Raw genomic sequence first — 16986 nt, 5'->3', positions numbered from 1 at the left:
TGAGGTGTGGGATGGACACGGAGGCAGCGGCGGGCGGCGGCTGGAGCAGGCGCCGGTTCATCGGGGTGGGCGCGGGCGCGGCGGCCGTGGTCGCGGTGCCGTCGCCGGCCGCCCCTCCCCCGAGCGCCGCGCGGGCCGCGGACCCGCGGCGGCCGCCCGGCGACCGCTCCGCGGGGCCGCGCCCGCTGTACGTGGGCACCTACACCTCCGCCCCGGGCGGCGGCACCGGCATCGGGCTCGCCTCCTACGACCCGGAATCCGGTGCGATCACGGGCTCCGGCACGCTCACCGGGGTCCCCGACCCGTCGTACCTCGCCGTGCACCCGGACGGGCGCACGCTGTACGCGGTGGACGAGCGGCAGGACGGCGGGGTGACGGCCGTACGCCTGGCGGACCGGCGGATCCTCGGCACGCGGAGCACCGGGGGCGCCGGGCCCTGCCATCTGTCGGTGCACCCCTGCGGGCGCTGGCTGCTCAGCGCGAACTACGGCTCCGGCAGTGTCGCCGTGCATCCGATCGCCGCCTCGGGCGCCCTGGGCGAGCGCACCGACCTGGTCACGCACACCTCCCCGGCGCCCGGTCCGGGCCAGGAGGGACCGCACGCCCACCAGTTCACGACCGCTCCGGACGGCCGGCATCTGCTCGCGGTGGACCTCGGCACGGACACCGTCTACACGTACCGCCTGGACACGGCGAAGGGCACGCTCACCGAGACCGGCCAGGCGCACACCCGGCCGGGCGCGGGGCCCCGCCATCTGACCTTCCATCCGGGCGGGCGGCACGCCTATCTGGCCAACGAGGTCGACGACACGATCGCCGTCTGCGCCTACGACCCGCCCTCCGGCCGGCTGACGATCGGCGCGCCGCAGTCCACGGGCTCCTCGGGGGACGTCACCAACTACCCGGCGCAGATCCTGGTCACGGGCGACGGCCGGTACGCCTTCCTGGCCAACCGCGGCCACAACAGCCTGGCGAGGTACGCGGTGGAGGCCGAGGGGTCCCGGCTGCGGCTGCTGGGCACGGTGCCGGTCGGCGGGGACTTCCCGCGGCAGATCGCGTTCTCGCCGGACGGCCGGCTGCTGTTCGCCGCCAACCAGCGCTCGGGCACGGTCACCGTCTTCCACGTCGACACCGATCGCGGTGAACTGCGGCTCGCCGGCGAGCCGTTCGCGTCACCCGTCGCCGTCTGCGCGCTGCCGCTGTAGCGTCCGGGGGCAGCCTGCGCGGCCCGCCTGCGCCAGCAGGGCGTGCACCCGCTCGGTGAGCTGGGCGAGGTCGTCGGCGGGGCGGTGGAAAGGCAGGCGTACGTCGCCGTGGGCGCGGGTGCGTTCGATGCGCAGGGTCAGCCCGTGCCGGTCGACGGCGAGGGGCAGTACGCGGGTCGCCGCGTGCAGGCTCTCGGGCCGTACCAGCCGGGTGAGGCGCCGCACGGCGTCCGGGTGGGCGTCGGCGAGGTGGGTGAGCAGCCGGGCCTCGGCGGTGGCCAGCGGATCGGGGCGGGCGGCGGTGAACTCGTCCGGTTCGACGAGTACGGAGCCGCCGGCACGCCGCAGCAGCACGCGGTCGGGGTGGCAGCGCAGGGCGCCGCCGTCGGGGGCCGGGGCGAGGCGGCCGGCCAGCCAGAGGCGGGCGCGGACACGGTCGCGCACGGGTACGGGCGCCACGTCGGCGAACTCCAGTACCGCGCGGGTGCCCTGCCGCGCCGCCGCGGGGAGGTCGCTGTCCTCGGGCACCGCGAGCAGGACCGCGCCGTCGTCGGCCACGGTGTGCGCGCCGACGTACTCCTCGCGCGTGCCGCCCGCGGTCACCGCGCACGACCATGCGGCGACGAGCACCGACCGCGCTCGTTCCGCCGCGCCGGGGGCGGCCGTCCACTCCTGCGTGTCATCCATCCCGAGACCTCCTCATTAGGTAAGGCTTACCTAACTTATCGGAGATCGGAGTGCGCGCCAACCAGGCCCCGGCCGAAGGGAAGGGGTGCGGCCCGACCGGGCCTCAGGCGATGGCACCCAGCAGTGCCCGCGCGCACAGATCGCGCACCTGCTCCCGGCTCGCCTCGCCGTCGCGCAGCCACTCCAGGCAGACGGCGGTGGTGAAGGCGAGCCAGCCGCGCACGGCCAGCCGCAGCTGCGGGCCGCGCTCGCAGACGGGCCCGAACTCGGGGTCGGCCGCGAGGGCGGCCAGGATCTGCTTCTCCTGGGCGGCCAGGGCCCGCCGGTAGACCCTGCGCACGGCCTGGTCGCCGGCGGCGTCGGCGCGGTGGAAGGCGCGGAAGCCATGGGCGTGGGCCTGGACGTAGCCGAGATAGGTGTCGAGCCCGGCGGTCAGCTGCTCGCGCACCGGCACGCCGGGCTCGGCCGCCGTCATGCGCAGCATCCGCTCGCTCTCACGCTCCACGACCGCGGCGAAGAAGTCCCGCTTGGTCGGGAAGTAGTGGTACAGCAGCCCCCGGGAGACCCCGGCGAGATCGGCGACCCGCTCGATCCACACGTCGTCGTAGGGACTCTCCGAGAACAGCCGCGCGCCGACCGACAGCAGCTGCTCACGGCGTTCCCCGGTACTGAGTCGGCGCCGGGCGCGTTCCCCCTGGTTCGCGGGCATGCCGTCACTTTACTTGACGTCGGTTCAACAAGCGGACCAGACTGGAAGCCTTATTGAATCCACGTATAACAGGCGCGGATCAAGCTCGACGGTCCGCCCGAGCAAGGGAGTTCGGCGTCATGGCGGGTACGGCGGAGGGACCACGTTCGAGCGGGGCCGCACGGGGCGCGGGCCCGGCCGAGTCCGCGCTGCCGAAGGGGTTCCGCAGCGCCGAGCTGGGCTGGCCCGAGCTGCACCGCATCCCGCACCCCCGCCACCGGCTGCCGCTGCTCGGCGATGTGCTGGGCGTCGACCGGAACCGGCCCGTACAGGACTCGATGCGCCTCGGACGCGAGCTGGGGCCGATCTTCCGGCGGCGGATCTTCGGCAAGGAGTTCGTCATGGTGTGGGGCGCGGAGCCGGCCGCCGACCTCGCCGACGAGTCACGGTTCGCCAAGCACGTCGGCCTCGGCGTGGCCAACCTCCGGCCGGTCGCCGGGGACGGGCTGTTCACCGCCTACAACCACGAGCCCAACTGGCAGCTGGCCCACGATGTGCTGGTGCCCGGGTTCAGCCGGGAGGCGATGGCGGGCTACCACGGGATGATGCTGACGGTCGCCGGGCGGCTGACCGACCACTGGGACCGGGAACTGGCCGCCGGCCGCGCGGTGGACGTGCCCGGGGACATGACCAAGCTGACCCTGGAGACGATCGCCCGGACCGGGTTCGGGCACGACTTCGGCTCCTTCGAACGGGACCGGCCGCACCCTTTCGTCACGGCCATGGTCGGCACGCTCTCCTACGCGCAGCGGCTCAACAGCGTGCCCGCCCCGCTGGCCCCGCTGGTGCTGCGCGGCGCCGCCCGGCGCAACGCGGCCGACATGGCCCTGCTGAACCGTACGGTCGACGCGCTGGTCGCGCAGCGGCGCCGGTCGGGCGACGGGGAGGGCGACCTGCTGGACCGGATGCTGGCCACCGCGCACCCGGAGACCGGCGAGAAGCTCTCCCCGCAGAACGTCCGCAGGCAGGTGATCACGTTCCTGGTGGCGGGCCACGAGACCACGTCCGGCGCGCTCTCCTTCGCCCTGTACTACCTCGCCCGGCACCCGGAGATCGCCGCGAAGGCGCGGGCCGAGGTGGACCGCGTCTGGGGCGGCACCGCGCGGCCCGGCTACGAACAGGTGGCCAAGCTGCGCTATGTGCGCCGGGTGCTGGACGAGTCCCTGCGGCTGTGGCCGACCGCGCCCGGCTACGCCCGCGAGGCCCTGCGGGACACGGTGCTCGCCGGGGACCATCCGATGCGCCGGGGGGCGTGGGCGCTGGTCCTCGCGCCCCTGCTGCACCGCGACCCGGGGGTGTGGGGCGAGGACGCCGAGCGTTTCGACCCGGACCGCTTCGAGCCCCGGGCGGTCCGCACCCGCCCGCCGCACACCTTCAAGCCCTTCGGCACGGGCGTACGGGCCTGCATCGGCCGCCAGTTCGCCCTGCACGAGGCCACCCTGGTCCTGGCCCTGCTGCTGCGCCGCTACGAATTCCGGGCGGACCCCGGCTACCGGCTGACGATCACGGAGCGGCTGACCTTGATGCCGCAGGGGTTCCGGCTGCACCTGGAGCGCAGGCGGCCGGAGGGACCGGAGCCCGCGGCCCCGCAGGAGGCGGCGCCGCGGGCCCGGGAGGACGACACGGCGCCCGCCGAGGGGTGCCCGCTGCACACGGCCGGCAGCCAGGCGGCACCCGGCGCCCCGGCGTAGCGCGCCGAGGACGCGGTGCCATGGGGCCGGGGCGATCCGGGGACCCGCCGCCCGGTGGGAGCGGTCAGTCCGCCGTCTCCCAGTGCACCGGGCGCCGCACCGACCCGGGGAGTTTCGTGGCCCGGTTGCCGCGGGCCGCGTTGAGCTGGGGCTGGGTGAGGAAGAAGGCGCCGGTGAGGTCCGCGTCGCGGAGGTCGGCGTCGCGGAGGTCGGCGCCGATCATGTCCGCCTCGCGCAGATCGGCCCCGGTGAGGTCGGCCGCGATGAGGTACGCGCCGCGCAGGCTCGCCCCGCGCAGGTCGGCGCCCCGCAGCCGGGCCCCGATCAGGTCCGCGCCCCGCCGGTCCTTGGCCTCGCGGCCCCTGCGGTCCCCGGCACGGACCAGCTCGCTGGTGCGCAGCAGCAGCACATTGACCCGCTCGCGGTGCGCGGCGACGTCCAGCCCGGCCAGTTCCTCGGCCGGCTGCCGGGTGAGCCGCTCGGTCTCCCGCAGGAGCCGCCGCAGCTCGGGGTGGACGGGGCGGGCGGCGGCCAGTCCCAGCGCCTCGGTCAGGTACCACAGCAGCTCGTGGAGCTGTCGTACGACGGGGAACACGTCGAACATCAGACGGGCCCGCTCCTTGGGGGCGCCCCGCCAGTCCTGCCCGCCGAAGGTGTGCCCCGAGACCTTCTGCCCCGCGCCGAAGCAGTCGTAGACGGTGCAGCCGGTGAAGCCCTTGTCCCGCAGCCGGGCGTGGATGCCGCAGCGGTGGTCGGTGCCGAGGTTGGGGCAGGGCCGCCCCGCGGGCTTGTCGAGCGCGAAGTCCGCGGAGGCCGCGAAGGGCAGGGCGACGCAGCACAGCCCGAAGCAGTTCCCGCAGTCGCCGCGCAGCTCCGCGAGCCCGGCCGTCTCATCTGACATGAGCACAGCCTACTCGCGCCGACCTGCCGGAATGCCCGCCCCACCGGGGTTGCGACCCCCGCGCCGGAGGAGTTACCTGGAAGTACCGGCGGTGCAGCGCGCGCATGGGGGCTCCGGCACGTACCGAGGGCCCGGGTCGACGTGTGCTCCCCCGGCCCTGGCTCTCGCTCGCCGCCGCCGTCCAGCGCTCCACGCGGAGGTGACCAAGGTGAAAGCCGTCGTCTACGAAAAGCCGTTCAGCGTGACGGTGAGGGACGTCGATGACCCTCGGATCCAGCACCCCAACGACGTGCTCGTGCGCGTCACGTCGACCGCGATCTGCGGCTCCGACCTCCATATGTACGAGGGCCGCACGGCGGCCGAACCGGGCATCGTCTTCGGACACGAGAACCTCGGTGTGATCGAGGAGATCGGCAGCGGCGTGAGTTCCCTGTCGGTGGGCGACCGTGTCGTGATGCCGTTCAACGTGGCCTGCGGATTCTGCAAGAACTGCCTGGCCGGCGAGACGGGTTTCTGCCTGACGGTGAACCCCGGCTTCGCGGGCGGTGCCTACGGATACGTGGCCATGGGCCCGTACAAGGGCGGGCAGGCCGAGCATCTGCGGGTGCCCTTCGCCGACTTCAACTGTCTGAAGCTGCCGCCGGGCGAACAGTTCGAGACCGACTTCGTGCTGCTCGCCGACATCTTCCCGACCGGCTACCACGGCTGTGAGCTGGCCCAGGTGTCCCCCGGTGAGAGTGTGGCCGTCTACGGCGCCGGTCCGGTGGGCCTGATGGCCGCCTACTCGGCGCTGCTGCGCGGCGCGTCCAAGGTGTTCGTGGTGGACCGGGTGCCCGAGCGGCTGGCCAAGGCCGAGGAGATCGGGGCCATCCCCATCGACTTCACCAAGGGCGATCCGGCCGAGCAGATCCACGCCCAGACGAACGGCGAGGGCACGGACAAGGGCGTGGACGCCGTCGGCTACCAGGCCCAGGCGCACGACGACGTCGGCCACGAGGAACCGGCCGTCGTCCTGAACTCGCTGGTGGAGACGGTACGGCCGACCGGCAGGCTCGGTGTGCCGGGGCTGTATGTGCCCTCTGACCCGGGCGGGCCCGACGAGCACGCGAAGCACGGCCAACTCCTGGTCTCCATCGGCAAGATGTTCGAGAAGGGCCAGAAGATGGGCACGGGCCAGTGCAACGTCAAGCGGTACAACCGCCAGCTGCGCGATCTGATCATCGCCGGGCGGGCCAAGCCCAGCTTCGTGGTCTCCCATGAGCTGCCGCTGGAGGACGCGCCGCAGGCGTACGAGAAGTTCGACAAGCGGATCGAGGGCTACACCAAGGTCGTACTGCACCCGGGTCACGCGCTCGCCGCATGAGGCCCCGGGGGTCCGGGCGCCCGGCGCGGGTGCCCGGACCCCCGTGTGTCACACCTCGTCCCGGACGACCGCCAGCAGCCGGTCCAGCACCCGGGGCGCGCCCGTGCGCAGCCCGTCGTGCTCGTACTCGTTCGTCACCCAGGGCCGCAGACCGCGGATGGCGCGCGCGGTCTCCAGTGAGTGGCCGGCGTCGACGTACATGTCGTCGTGGTAGACGGCCGCGGCGACCGGCACCTCGTTGCGGGCGAGGCGGTCGCGGTCGTACAGCGGGGTCCAGTCGGAGCGGGCGGCGAGCAGTTCGGCCGTCTCGCGCAGCGGGCGCAGCGCCGGGTCGTTCTCGAACATCCAGGGGTGCACGGTCTCGCCGGTGAACAGCACCGGGGCGTCGCCCGCGAGCGCCTTCGCCGCGTCGAACTGGGGGAACTCGGCGCGGACGCGCTCGGCGGCCCAGGCGGTGGGGCGGCTGTCCTGGCCGTAGATCGACTCGTGGACGAGGGCGTACAGCGGGTGCGCGGCGTACGACAGCAGGGCCTGCGCCTGCTCCTGGAAGGCGTCCGACAGTTCGGGCCCGGCCGGGGTATGGACGAACGCGTCGGCGAGGAGGTGGTGGAGGCGGTGGCTGCCGTCACCGGTGCCGAGCATCAGGCCGAGGGACTGGAAGGCCTCGACGGTGAAGCGGTAGCCGTTCGGCAGGACCACGTCACGGGTGAGCAGGTGGTCGGCGATCCGGCGGGCCCGCTCGACGTCCTGCGGGTAGCGGGCGTAGTGCGCGGCGACCTTGCGCTCGATGCGCGGGTAGGCGGCGCGGTAGACGTCGTCGGCGTGCGCGTCGAGGGAGGGCAGCCCCCCGGTGATCACGGCGGTGGCGAGGCCCTCGGGGGCGAGGGAGAGGTACGACACCGTGCAGAAACCGCCGAAGCTCTGGCCGAGCACGGTCCAGGGGGCGCCGCCGGTGACCTCGGCGCGGATGTACTCGCAGTCGCGGACGATGGAGTCCGCGCGGAAGCGGGCGAGGTAGTCGGCCTGTTCGGCGGGCCCGCCGCGCAGCGGCAGCGTCTGCCGGTTCGCGGGCGTGGAGCTGCCGGTGCCGCGCTGGTCGAGCAGCAGCACCCGGTACTCCCGCAACGCCCGGTCGAGCCACGCCTGCCGTCCGACGAAACGATTCGCCCCGAATCCCGGGCCGCCCTGGAGGTACAGCAACCAGGGCAGCTCCTCCCCCGCCTTCTCCCTGGCGACCACCTCGCGCGCGTACAACTCGATGCTCTCGCCATCCGGATCGGCGTGATCGAGCGGCACGGTGAACCGACGATCGGTCAGTACGACGCCGGGCTGGCGGTAGCTGGTGCTCAACGGGTCTCCCGGAGGGGTGGGACGGAGGGAGTCCAGTTCAGCACACGGGGTCGGGGCGGCAGGGCGCCAGGGTGGTACTCGCCGCCACCGGCGGGCGGTCGGGCGCCGCCGCGGGCCGGGGCCGCCGCACACGGCCGGCTCGTGGCCGCGGACCGGCCGCCGGGCCGCGCGGCCGACGCGGGCCGACGCGCGGGCGGCCCCGGGGCCCGGCCGCCGGACCCCGTACGGTCGCGGAGAGGGCAGGATTCGAACCTGCGCAGGTCCCTGCGGACCCGACCTCCGAGCCATGCTCGCCGGTCCCCGTTGAACCGCTCCGGGCACCTCTCCTCGTTCCCGGCCGGGCCTTCGCGGACCCGCGCCGTTCACGAGCACCAAGGTGCCAGGGTCCGCTGACCCGGCGCTGACACGAGCACCGTCCGACGCTGTTCGTCCTCCGGCCGGGAACCCGGCGACCGCTCCGACGCGACACCCCGTGTCAATTCGACGTAGCAGTGATTCACCTGGCCGGGTGACCTCTTCGCGTTCTTTCGGGCAGTTGTTTCAGCCATTGGCCACGTCAATACCCCGTGAGTGTGAGGCGCGTGGGCGTCCTGTTCCGCCGTCGCCGCTGCCCGCGAAAACGACAGGACGGTACTTCACGGGCATCTGCACGCGAAACCTCCCGTGCGGGCTTGGCCGGTAGCGCGGGTACGCCCCTTTGCGGTGGCCGCGGCATGCGCTGTCCTGCTCGCGCAACCAGCCGACGCCCGGGCCCTCGCGTCCACCGGGCCCCACCGGCTGTTCCACCACGCAGCACCCAGCAAAGGGGGAAGGCTGTGACCACTCCCGTCCCGTCCCGGATCGCGCTGGCGAACGGCAGCTTCGAGCAGCCCGCCGTCAGCGGCATGGGCTTTCTGCCCGACGCTTCCCAGACCCAGAACCCACAGCACGTTCCGGGCTGGCTGACCACCGCCACCGACCACCTCATCGAGATCTGGCACGACGGCTTCAACGGCGTCCCGGCGGCAGACGGCGTGCAGTTCGCCGAGCTGAACGCCAACCAGGTCTCCACCCTCTACCAGGACCTGCCCACCACCCCGGGCGCGACGCTGTACTGGCGGCTCTACCACCGAGGGCGGCTCGGGCAGGACACCATGGCGCTGGACATCGGCGCCCCCGGCGCGGTCGTCCAGCAGCGCACGTTCACGGACGGCAACAACGCCTGGGGCTTCTACACCGGCACCTACACCGTCCCCACCGGGCAGACCACCACCCGCTTCGCCTTCCGCTCCGTCTCCGCCGCCGGCGGCGACCCGACGGTCGGCAACGTCCTCGACGGGATCTTCTTCGGCACCGCCCCGTCCGTGGCCCTCGCCAAGTACGCCGTTCCGGACGGGCCGCTGCAGGTGGGTGACGTGATCACCTACCGCGTCGTCGTCAGGAACCAGGGCGGCGGCAACGCCGAGGCACTGAGCCTGAGCGACGCCGTCCCGGCCGGCACGACGTACGTGCCCGGGTCGCTGCGGATCGTCAGCGGCCCCAACGCCGGGGCGAAGACCGACCGGCCGGGCGACGACCAGGCGTACTTCGACGCGGCGGGCAACCGCGTGGTGTTCAACCTGGGCAACGGCGCCACCAGCGGCCAGGGCGGCAGCCTGCCCAACACCGACACCCTGCCGAACGGGACGACGGTGGAGTACCGCGTCACCATCGACGAGGCCAGTGCCGGCGGCCACGTCGCCAACACCGCCACCGCGACCTACGAGAACCGCCTCGGCCCCACCCCGCAGCCCCTCACCGCCACGTCCGACGAGGCCGACACCCAGGTGCTGCCGGCCGCGGACCTGAGCGTGACCAAGTCCGCCGACGCCACCACCGTCACGGTCGGCCAGACCGTCACCTACCGCGTCAGCGTCCGCAACGCCGGGCCCGACACGGCCACCGGCGTCACCGTCGCGGACGCCCTGGCCGACCACCTCGCCCTCGTCTGGGCCACGCCGTCCACCGGCAGCTACGACCCCGCGACCGGCCAGTGGGCCGTCGGGACCCTGGCCAAGGGCGCGACGGCCACCCTCACCCTCCACGCCAAGGCCACCGCCACCGGCCCCGTCACCAACACCGCCACCGCCCACGCCAACGAGACCGACCTCCACCGCGGCAACAACACCGACAGCGTCACCGTCTGCGTCGAACCCGCCCCCACCTGCCGGTCCTGCCCCCCGGCGCCCGCCTCCGGCTGCTGCTGATGCGGCGCCGGCCCGGGTCCGCGCACCGCCCGCCAGGTGCCGGCCGCCCTCGGCGACCGGCACCTCGCCGGACCCGCGTACCGTCCCGCCAACGGTCGTCGGCATCCCGGCCGTAGGCGCTCCGGTTCGAACTCCCGCCCACGCCACGCGCGCCTCCTGGTCTCCGGTGGCCACGACGGGGCGATTAGGCTGCGATTCGTCCCGTGGTCGACTCGGAGGAGCCGCGATGCGTGTCGCCCTGTTCCTGACGTGTGTCAACGACACGCTCTATCCGGACACCGGACGGGCCGTGGTGAGGCTGCTGCGAAGGCTGGGGGTCGACGTCGAGTTCCCGCTGGGGCAGACGTGCTGCGGGCAGGCGCATTACAACACCGGGTACCGGCACGAGGCGGAGCCGCTGGCGCGCCGCTTCGCCGAAGTGTTCGAGGGGTACGACGCGGTCGTGACGCCCTCCGGGTCCTGCGGGGCGATGGTGCGCGAGCTGTATCCCCGGATGGGCGAGCGGGCCCGGGCCGAGGGGCGCGGGGACTCGCTGGCGCGGACCCTGGCGCCGGTGGTGCCGAAGACGTACGAGCTGACGGAGTTCCTGGTGGACGTGGTGGGCGTGACCGATGTGGGCGCCTGGTATCCGCACCGGGTCACCTACCACCCGACCTGTCACGGGCTGCGCACCCTGGGCCTGGGCGACCGGCCGCGCCGGCTGCTGGAGGCCGTCCGGGGGCTGGAACTGGTCGAGTTGCCGGGCGCCGAGGAGTGCTGCGGCTTCGGCGGGACGTTCGCGGTGAAGAACGCCGCGGTGTCGGCGGCGATGGGCACGGACAAGGTGCGCAACGCCGAGTCGACCGGCGCCGAGGTGCTGTGCGCGGCCGACAACTCCTGTCTGATGCACATCGGCGGCACCCTGAGCCGTCTCGGGGCGGGCATGCGGCCCGTCCACATCGCGGAGATCCTGGCGAGCACGGAGGAGGACCCGGCACGGTGAGCGGCACCTACGTCGGCATGCCGGCGTTTCCCGAAGCGGCGCGCGACGCCGTCGGCGACCGTACCCTGCGCGGCAATCTGCGCCACGCGACCCACACCATCCGCGCCAAACGGGCCGGTGCGGTGGCCGAGTTGGCCGACTGGGCGCAGCTGCGCGAGGCGGGCCGCCGGATCAAGGACCACACCCTGCGCCATCTCGACCGGTACCTGGAGCAGTTGGAGGCGTCGGTGACCGCGGCGGGCGGCACGGTCCACTGGGCCGCCGACGCCGAGGAGGCCAACCGGATCGTGACCCGGCTGGTCGAGGAGACCGGCGAGTCGGAGGTCGTCAAGGTCAAGTCGATGGCCACCCAGGAGATCGGGCTCAACGAGGCGCTGGAGGCCGGGGGCATCCGCGCGTACGAGACCGATCTCGCCGAGCTGATCGTGCAGTTGGGCCACGACCGCCCCTCGCACATCCTCGTCCCGGCGATCCACCGCAACCGGGGCGAGATCCGGGACATCTTCACGCGCGAGATGGGCTCCTGGGGCCGCCCGGCCCCCGACGGCCTGACCGACAGGCCCGCGGATCTCGCCGAGGCCGCCCGGGTGCACCTGCGGGAGAAGTTCCTGCGGGCCAAGGTCGGCATCTCCGGCGCCAATTTCATGGTCGCCGAGACCGGCACCCTGGTCGTGGTGGAGTCCGAGGGCAACGGACGGATGTGCTTGACGCTGCCGGAGACGCTGATCTCGGTGGTCGGCATCGAGAAGATCGTGCCCACCTGGCGCGACCTGGAGGTCTTCCTCCAGACCCTCCCCCGCTCCTCCACCGCCGAGCGGATGAACCCGTACACCAGCACCTGGACCGGCACCACCGACGAGGACGGCCCCCGGACCTTCCACCTGGTGCTGCTCGACAACGGCCGCACGGACACGCTGGCGGACCAGGTGGGCCGCCAGGCCCTGCGCTGCATCCGCTGCTCGGCCTGCCTGAATGTCTGCCCCGTCTACGAGCGGGCCGGCGGACACGCCTACGGCTCCGTCTACCCCGGCCCCATCGGCGCCATCCTCACCCCCCAGCTCCGGGGCACCGCGAGCGAGATCGACGCCTCGCTGCCGTACGCGTCCAGCCTGTGCGGGGCCTGCTACGAGGTGTGCCCGGTCGCCATCGACATCCCCGAGGTGCTGGTGCACCTGCGGGAGCGGGTCGTGCAGGGCGGCCCGGCGGTACGGCGGGGCAACAAGGTGGTGCTGCGCCCGGCGAAGGGGCACGCGGCCGAGCGGGCGGCGATGCGGGCGGCGGGCTGGGCGTTCACGCACCCCGGCGCGCTGCGCACCGGGCAGCGGCTCGCCTCCCGCAGCCGCCGGCTGCACCCCCGTACCCTGCCGGGCCCCGGCCGGGCGTGGACCGGCAGCCGGGATCTGCCGGCGGTGCCGGCGGAGCCGTTCCGGGACTGGTGGCAGCGTACGCGCGGCGGAGAGGACGCCAAGTGAACAGCAGGGAACGGATCCTGGGCCGGGTGCGGCGCGCGCTCGCCGACGTGCCCGCGGACGACCCGCCGTACGAGCGGGCCGTGCCCCGGGACTATCTGCGCGAGCACGGGGCGCGGACCACCGAGGAGACGGTGGAGCTGCTGGCGGAGAACCTGGCGGACTACCGGGCGGTCGTGCACCGCACCGGGCGCGAGGAACTGCCGGTCCTGATCGCACGGTTGCTGGACGCGCACGACACCCGGGAGGTGCTGGTGCCCGACGGGCTGCCCCCACAGTGGCTGGCCGCGACGAACGCGCGGCGGGTCGAGGACCGCGCGGCGGACACCCCGGACCGCCTCGACCGGGTCGACAGCGTGGTGACGGGCTGTGCCGTGGCCGTCGCCGAGACCGGCACCCTCGTCCTCGACGGCTCCGCCGACCAGGGCCGGCGCCGCATCTCGCTCATCCCCGACCACCACATCTGCGTGGTGCGGGTGCCGGAGCAGGTCGTGGGGTCCGTCCCCCAGGCCCTCGAACGGCTCGACCCCACACGCCCCTTGACCTGGATCTCCGGGCCGTCGGCCACCAGCGACATCGAACTGGACCGGGTGGAGGGCGTGCACGGACCGCGCGCGCTGGAAGTGATCCTGGTGGGCTGAACCCCCCTTCCGGACGAGGCCGGCCCAACCGGCGTGCGGGCGGCGGCGGATCAGGCCGCGGTGAAGCCGCCGTCCGCCGCGAGTACGGCGCCCGTGACGAAAGCGGACCGCGGTGAGACCAGGAAGCACAGGACTTCCGCGATCTCACGGGGCTGCGCCACCCTGCCCAGGGGCTGGGCGTCCGCGAAGGACGCGAGATAGGCGCGGCTGTCGGGGCGGAAGGTGTCGAGGAGATCGGTTTCGACGACGCCCGCGGCGACGAGGTTCGCGCGGATGCCCAGGGGTCCGCCTTCCAGTGCCAGCACCTTGGTCAGCTGGGCCAGCGCGCCCTTCGACGCGCTGTAGGCGATCCCTTCGGGCAGTCCGACGGTGGACGCGTAGGAACCGGTGCCGACGATGGCGCCGCCACCGCGCTCCGCCATGGCCCGGAAGGCTTCCCGGGCGAAGAAGAAGGCGCCGCGGGCGTTGACGTCCATCACGCTGTCCCAGTCCTGTGCGGTGGTGTGCGTGACGGGCTTGTTCAGGGTGCGTCCGGCGTTGTTGACCAGGATGTCCAGCCCGCCGAAGGCGTCGACGGCGGCCCCTACCGCGCGGGCGGCGGACTCTTCCGCGGTGACATCGCCGGTCACCGTCACGACGCCGGGGAACTCCGTTGCCAGTGAGTCCAGTTCGGGTCGTATGTCGAGGGCGACGACGTGTGCGCCGCGGGCGTGGAGGAGTGCCACGGTCTCCTTGCCGATGCCACGCGCGGCGCCGGTGACGACGGCCGTCTTTCCGGTGAACTCGGCGGCTTCGGTGGACGCGGTCGTGGATGTCATGCGGGTGCTCCTGGTGGGGTGGTGGTCGGGTGTCCGTGCGTGGTGACGGATGGTCGGCGGTGAAGGCGGGAGCTACGGCGTCAGTGGTCCCGGCTGCCGGTCCGGTGCCGGAGGAGGAGGGTGCCGCCCAGGCCGGCGAGCACGACGGCGACGATGACGGCGGTGCCAGGGCCGTAGCCCGCCAGAGGGTCGCTCCGGTTCGCCCGCTGTCCGGCTTCGGCGACCGCGGTGACGAGCGCGAGAACGACGGCACCGCCGATCTGCATGAAGGTGTTGAGCAAGGCGCCCGCCAGCCCCTGGTCCCGGTCGGGCACTCCGGCCACCGCGCTCATGTTCAGAGCGGGAAATGTCGCCGCGGTGCCGATCCCGTTGACGACCATGACCGGCAGGACCACGGTGAGGAAGGAACTGTCCGGCCCGATCCGGAAGAACAACGCGTAGGACAGCGCGAGGATCAGCATCCCGGCGGCGACCGTCCTGTGCACGCCGAACCGGGTCGCGAGCCGTCCGGCGAACGGCGCCAGCGCGCCGTTGGCGAGGCCGAGCGGGACGAAGGCGCCGGCCGTCCGCAGCGGCGTCCAGTCCAGCACGTTCTGCAGGTAGAGCGTGGCGAGGAACGCGAAGGACGTGTAGGCGCCCCACATGGCGAAGATCGTCAGGTTGGTGCCGGCGGTAGCGCGCCGAGTGAGGAAGGACAGCGGGACCAAGGGCCTGGGCGCGCGGGACTCGACGCGCAGGAACAGACCGAGCAGGCCGGCCGCGGCGGCGAAGAGGACGAGGGTGCGGGCCGACAGCCAGCCGTGCGAGGGAGCCTGAGTGAGGGCGTAGACCAGAAGCACCAGTGCTCCGGTGGCCGTCAGCGCACCCGGGACATCGATCCTCTCGCGTGTGCTGTCACGGGGGTCCGCCGGGAGCAGGCGCGGCCCTGCGAGCAGTGCCGCCATGGCGATGGGCACCGGGAGCGCGAAGACCAGTCGCCACGACAGTTCGGTCAGCACGCCGCCGAGGACGAGCCCGCCGATGAAGCCGCAGGCGCCCGCGGTCGCGTACCAGCCGAGAGCACGTCCGCGCCGCGTGCCTTCCGGCCAGTTGGTGGTGATCAAGGAGAGGGCCGCCGGGGCGAGGAAGCCCGCCGCTATGCCCTTCGCCAGCCGTGCCGCGATCAGCGGGCCACCGGTCGGGGCGAGCGCTCCCAGCACGCTCACCACGCCGAAGACGGCGACGGCGGCCAGGAAGGCGCGTCGTCGGCCGAACAGATCGGCGACCCGGCCGCCCAGGAGAAGGAACCCGCCGTAACCGAGGGCATAGGCGGACACGACCCACTGCAGGGAACCCGATGACATGCCTAGGTCACGCTGGATGGCCGGCAGGGCCACGCCGACGTCGGACAGATCGATGGCGTCCATGAAATGAGCCGCGCACAGGACCAGCAGGGCCGGAGTGCCGGGTGGCGGGGAGACGTCCGCGAGGGGCCCGGTGCGGCCCGCGCCGGTGGTGCTTTCGCCGGTCTGTTTCATCGCTTCGCCTTCTTCCGGGGACGGTCGAGCGGGACAGGGCCCGCACCGCGGCGGACTCCGTGTCCGTGGGCGTGGGAGAGGACAACGCTGCCGCGCTCCCTCACGAGGGCTTCTCCGCCCGGTCCTCGCGGTGGAGCACGAGGTGCTCGTGATAGAGCACGCCGTCCCGGATGTCCCCCGTGGCGGTGAACCCGGTGTCGTCGACGTAGTCGAGATGGCTGCCGCTCACCGTGTAGCGGCCCGTGTACGCGCTGCGCCGGTCTCCTCGGGCCTCGTCGTAGCGCCCGTCCGGCAGCAGCTCCTGACGGATGTGACCGTCGACGGTCACCCACATGCCGACCACGTCGGCGTTCTCCGCATCGCGGTCGCTCCGCGCATCGCCTGTCATCGAAATTGCCTTCCTCGGTGGGCCACAGGTGTCATGCCCGACCGAGTCTGCGCAGGTCAGCGAGGGTGTGCCAGGGTGCTCTCCGCCTGGGTGCGGCACACCCAGGATGCGCGGGCGGCCACCGCCTAGCCTGGAGGCCATGGACGACAACCACCTCGGGGAGTTCCTGCGCGCGCACCGCGACCGCCTGCGGCCGCAGGACGTCAACATGGCGAGTCACGGTGTGCGCAGAGTCGCCGGACTGCGCCGCGAGGAGGTCGCCGTGCTGGCCGGCGTCAACGCCGACTACTACACCCGGCTGGAGCAGGGACGCGAGCGCCACCCCTCGCCCCAAGTGCTGGACGCGCTCAGCCGCGCGCTCCTGCTCGACACGGACGCCCGCGACCACCTGCACCGCCTGGCCGGAGTGTCACCGGACGGCCGAGGCTCCCGCCACGCCACCGAGCACGTCAGCCCCGCGCTGCGCCAGCTGATGGACGGCTACCCGCACACCCCGGCGTTCGTCATGAACCGCACCCTCGACCTGCTGGCCGGGAACGCCCTGGCCGACGCCCTCTACGCCCCCTTCACCCCGGCCGACAACCTGGCCCGCATGACCTTCCTCGACCCGGTCGGACGGCAGTTCTACCGAGACTGGGACCGGGCCGCCCAAGCCGCCGTCGCCAACCTGCGCCAGGCGAGCGGCTTCGACCCCGACCACCCGCGGCTGCGACACCTCGTGGACATGCTGACCGAACACAGCGCGGAATTCCGGCGGTTGTGGGCGCGGCACGCCGTGCGCGGCAAAACCCGGGACGCCAAGCAACTCCTCCACCCGGACGTCGGCCCTCTCTCCCTCACCTACCAGTCCTTCGACGTCCGCGACGCGCCCGGCCAGCAACTCGTCATCTACCACGCCGAACCGGGCAGCCCCTCCGCCCAGGCCCTGACCCTCCTCGGCACCCTGCACGCCGGGGAGAAGCGGGCCCCGTCCGGCTCCCCACCGTGACGTGCCGGCCCGA

Annotated in this window: 15 protein-coding genes and 1 pseudogene; 8 read left to right on the top strand and 8 right to left on the bottom strand. The window is 73.3% G+C overall.

Annotated features, from left to right (window positions below; translation table 11 throughout):
- Window positions 1-11 precede the first annotated feature (11 nt).
- Entirely contained in the window at window positions 12-1205 is a 1194-nt protein-coding gene (locus tag BLW85_RS34710; RefSeq protein ID WP_074995257.1) for a lactonase family protein, read from the top strand.
- Here the strand turns inward: BLW85_RS34710 and BLW85_RS34705 are convergent.
- Both BLW85_RS34705 and BLW85_RS34700 read right to left on the bottom strand, forming a co-directional pair.
- Entirely contained in the window at window positions 1173-1892 is a 720-nt protein-coding gene (locus BLW85_RS34705) for a DUF2470 domain-containing protein (RefSeq protein WP_074995254.1), read from the bottom strand. The two genes, BLW85_RS34710 and BLW85_RS34705, sit on opposite strands and share 33 nt — an antisense overlap.
- A gap of 103 nt (window positions 1893-1995) precedes the next feature.
- A complete protein-coding gene (locus BLW85_RS34700; RefSeq protein ID WP_070023254.1) occupies window positions 1996-2601 on the bottom strand; it encodes a TetR/AcrR family transcriptional regulator in 606 nt (201 codons plus the stop codon).
- 119 nt (window positions 2602-2720) lie between these two features.
- Here BLW85_RS34700 and BLW85_RS34695 point away from each other — a divergent pair, with 119 nt between their 5' ends.
- On the top strand, window positions 2721-4331 hold the full coding sequence (locus tag BLW85_RS34695) for a cytochrome P450 (RefSeq protein ID WP_074995252.1): 1611 nt from the start codon (window positions 2721-2723) through the stop codon (window positions 4329-4331).
- A 64-nt stretch (window positions 4332-4395) separates the two neighbouring features.
- Here the strand turns inward: BLW85_RS34695 and BLW85_RS34690 are convergent, their stop codons facing one another.
- Window positions 4396-5232 carry a pentapeptide repeat-containing protein gene (locus tag BLW85_RS34690; protein ID WP_074996325.1) on the bottom strand — a complete coding sequence of 279 codons (837 nt, stop codon included), beginning with the start codon at window positions 5230-5232 and terminating at the stop codon, window positions 4396-4398.
- Between the two features lie 208 nt (window positions 5233-5440).
- On the opposite strand from BLW85_RS34690, the gene BLW85_RS34685 reads away from it, so the two are divergent.
- Window positions 5441-6595, top strand: a complete 1155-nt coding sequence (locus tag BLW85_RS34685; RefSeq protein ID WP_070023430.1) for a glutathione-independent formaldehyde dehydrogenase — start codon at window positions 5441-5443, stop codon at window positions 6593-6595.
- Window positions 6596-6643: 48 nt separating this feature from the next.
- Here the strand turns inward: BLW85_RS34685 and BLW85_RS34680 are convergent, their stop codons facing one another.
- Window positions 6644-7945, bottom strand: coding sequence for an alpha/beta fold hydrolase (locus tag BLW85_RS34680; RefSeq protein WP_074995250.1), 1302 nt, complete (start codon window positions 7943-7945; stop codon window positions 6644-6646).
- Window positions 7946-8176: 231 nt separating this feature from the next.
- Window positions 8177-8272: pseudogene (locus BLW85_RS39635) on the bottom strand.
- A gap of 488 nt (window positions 8273-8760) precedes the next feature.
- Between BLW85_RS39635 and BLW85_RS34675 the strand changes: the two are divergent.
- From BLW85_RS34675 to BLW85_RS34660, 4 genes are all read left to right on the top strand, one after another.
- Window positions 8761-10170, top strand: a complete 1410-nt coding sequence (locus BLW85_RS34675; protein WP_074995248.1) for a DUF7507 domain-containing protein — start codon at window positions 8761-8763, stop codon at window positions 10168-10170.
- Between the two features lie 226 nt (window positions 10171-10396).
- Window positions 10397-11152, top strand: a complete 756-nt coding sequence (locus BLW85_RS34670; RefSeq protein WP_070023251.1) for a (Fe-S)-binding protein — start codon at window positions 10397-10399, stop codon at window positions 11150-11152.
- Window positions 11149-12624 (top strand): LutB/LldF family L-lactate oxidation iron-sulfur protein, encoded by a 1476-nt coding sequence (locus BLW85_RS34665; protein WP_074995246.1) that lies wholly within the window; start codon window positions 11149-11151, stop codon window positions 12622-12624. The genes BLW85_RS34670 and BLW85_RS34665 overlap by 4 nt, the downstream gene beginning before the upstream one ends.
- Window positions 12621-13262: a LutC/YkgG family protein gene (locus BLW85_RS34660; protein WP_070023249.1), complete on the top strand. Its 642-nt coding sequence runs from the start codon at window positions 12621-12623 to the stop codon at window positions 13260-13262. The genes BLW85_RS34665 and BLW85_RS34660 overlap by 4 nt, the downstream gene beginning before the upstream one ends.
- Before the next feature lie 50 nt (window positions 13263-13312).
- Here the strand turns inward: BLW85_RS34660 and BLW85_RS34655 are convergent, their stop codons facing one another.
- The 3 genes from BLW85_RS34655 to BLW85_RS34645 form a co-directional block, all read right to left on the bottom strand.
- Window positions 13313-14080 (bottom strand): SDR family NAD(P)-dependent oxidoreductase, encoded by a 768-nt coding sequence (locus BLW85_RS34655; protein WP_074995243.1) that lies wholly within the window; start codon window positions 14078-14080, stop codon window positions 13313-13315.
- Window positions 14081-14160: 80 nt separating this feature from the next.
- Complete coding sequence (locus BLW85_RS34650) at window positions 14161-15597, bottom strand: MFS transporter (protein ID WP_074995241.1); 1437 nt, start codon at window positions 15595-15597, stop codon at window positions 14161-14163.
- Between the two features lie 100 nt (window positions 15598-15697).
- Complete coding sequence (locus BLW85_RS34645; protein ID WP_074995239.1) at window positions 15698-15985, bottom strand: Atu4866 domain-containing protein; 288 nt, start codon at window positions 15983-15985, stop codon at window positions 15698-15700.
- A 139-nt stretch (window positions 15986-16124) separates the two neighbouring features.
- On the opposite strand from BLW85_RS34645, the gene BLW85_RS34640 reads away from it, so the two are divergent.
- Window positions 16125-16973 carry a helix-turn-helix transcriptional regulator gene (locus BLW85_RS34640; RefSeq protein WP_074995237.1) on the top strand — a complete coding sequence of 283 codons (849 nt, stop codon included), beginning with the start codon at window positions 16125-16127 and terminating at the stop codon, window positions 16971-16973.
- The last annotated feature ends 13 nt before the right edge of the window (window positions 16974-16986 follow it).

The sequence above is a fragment of the Streptomyces misionensis genome (genome assembly GCF_900104815.1).
GTDB classification, from domain to species: domain Bacteria; phylum Actinomycetota; class Actinomycetes; order Streptomycetales; family Streptomycetaceae; genus Streptomyces; species Streptomyces misionensis.
This window is presented reverse-complemented; position numbering and strand designations above follow the sequence as displayed.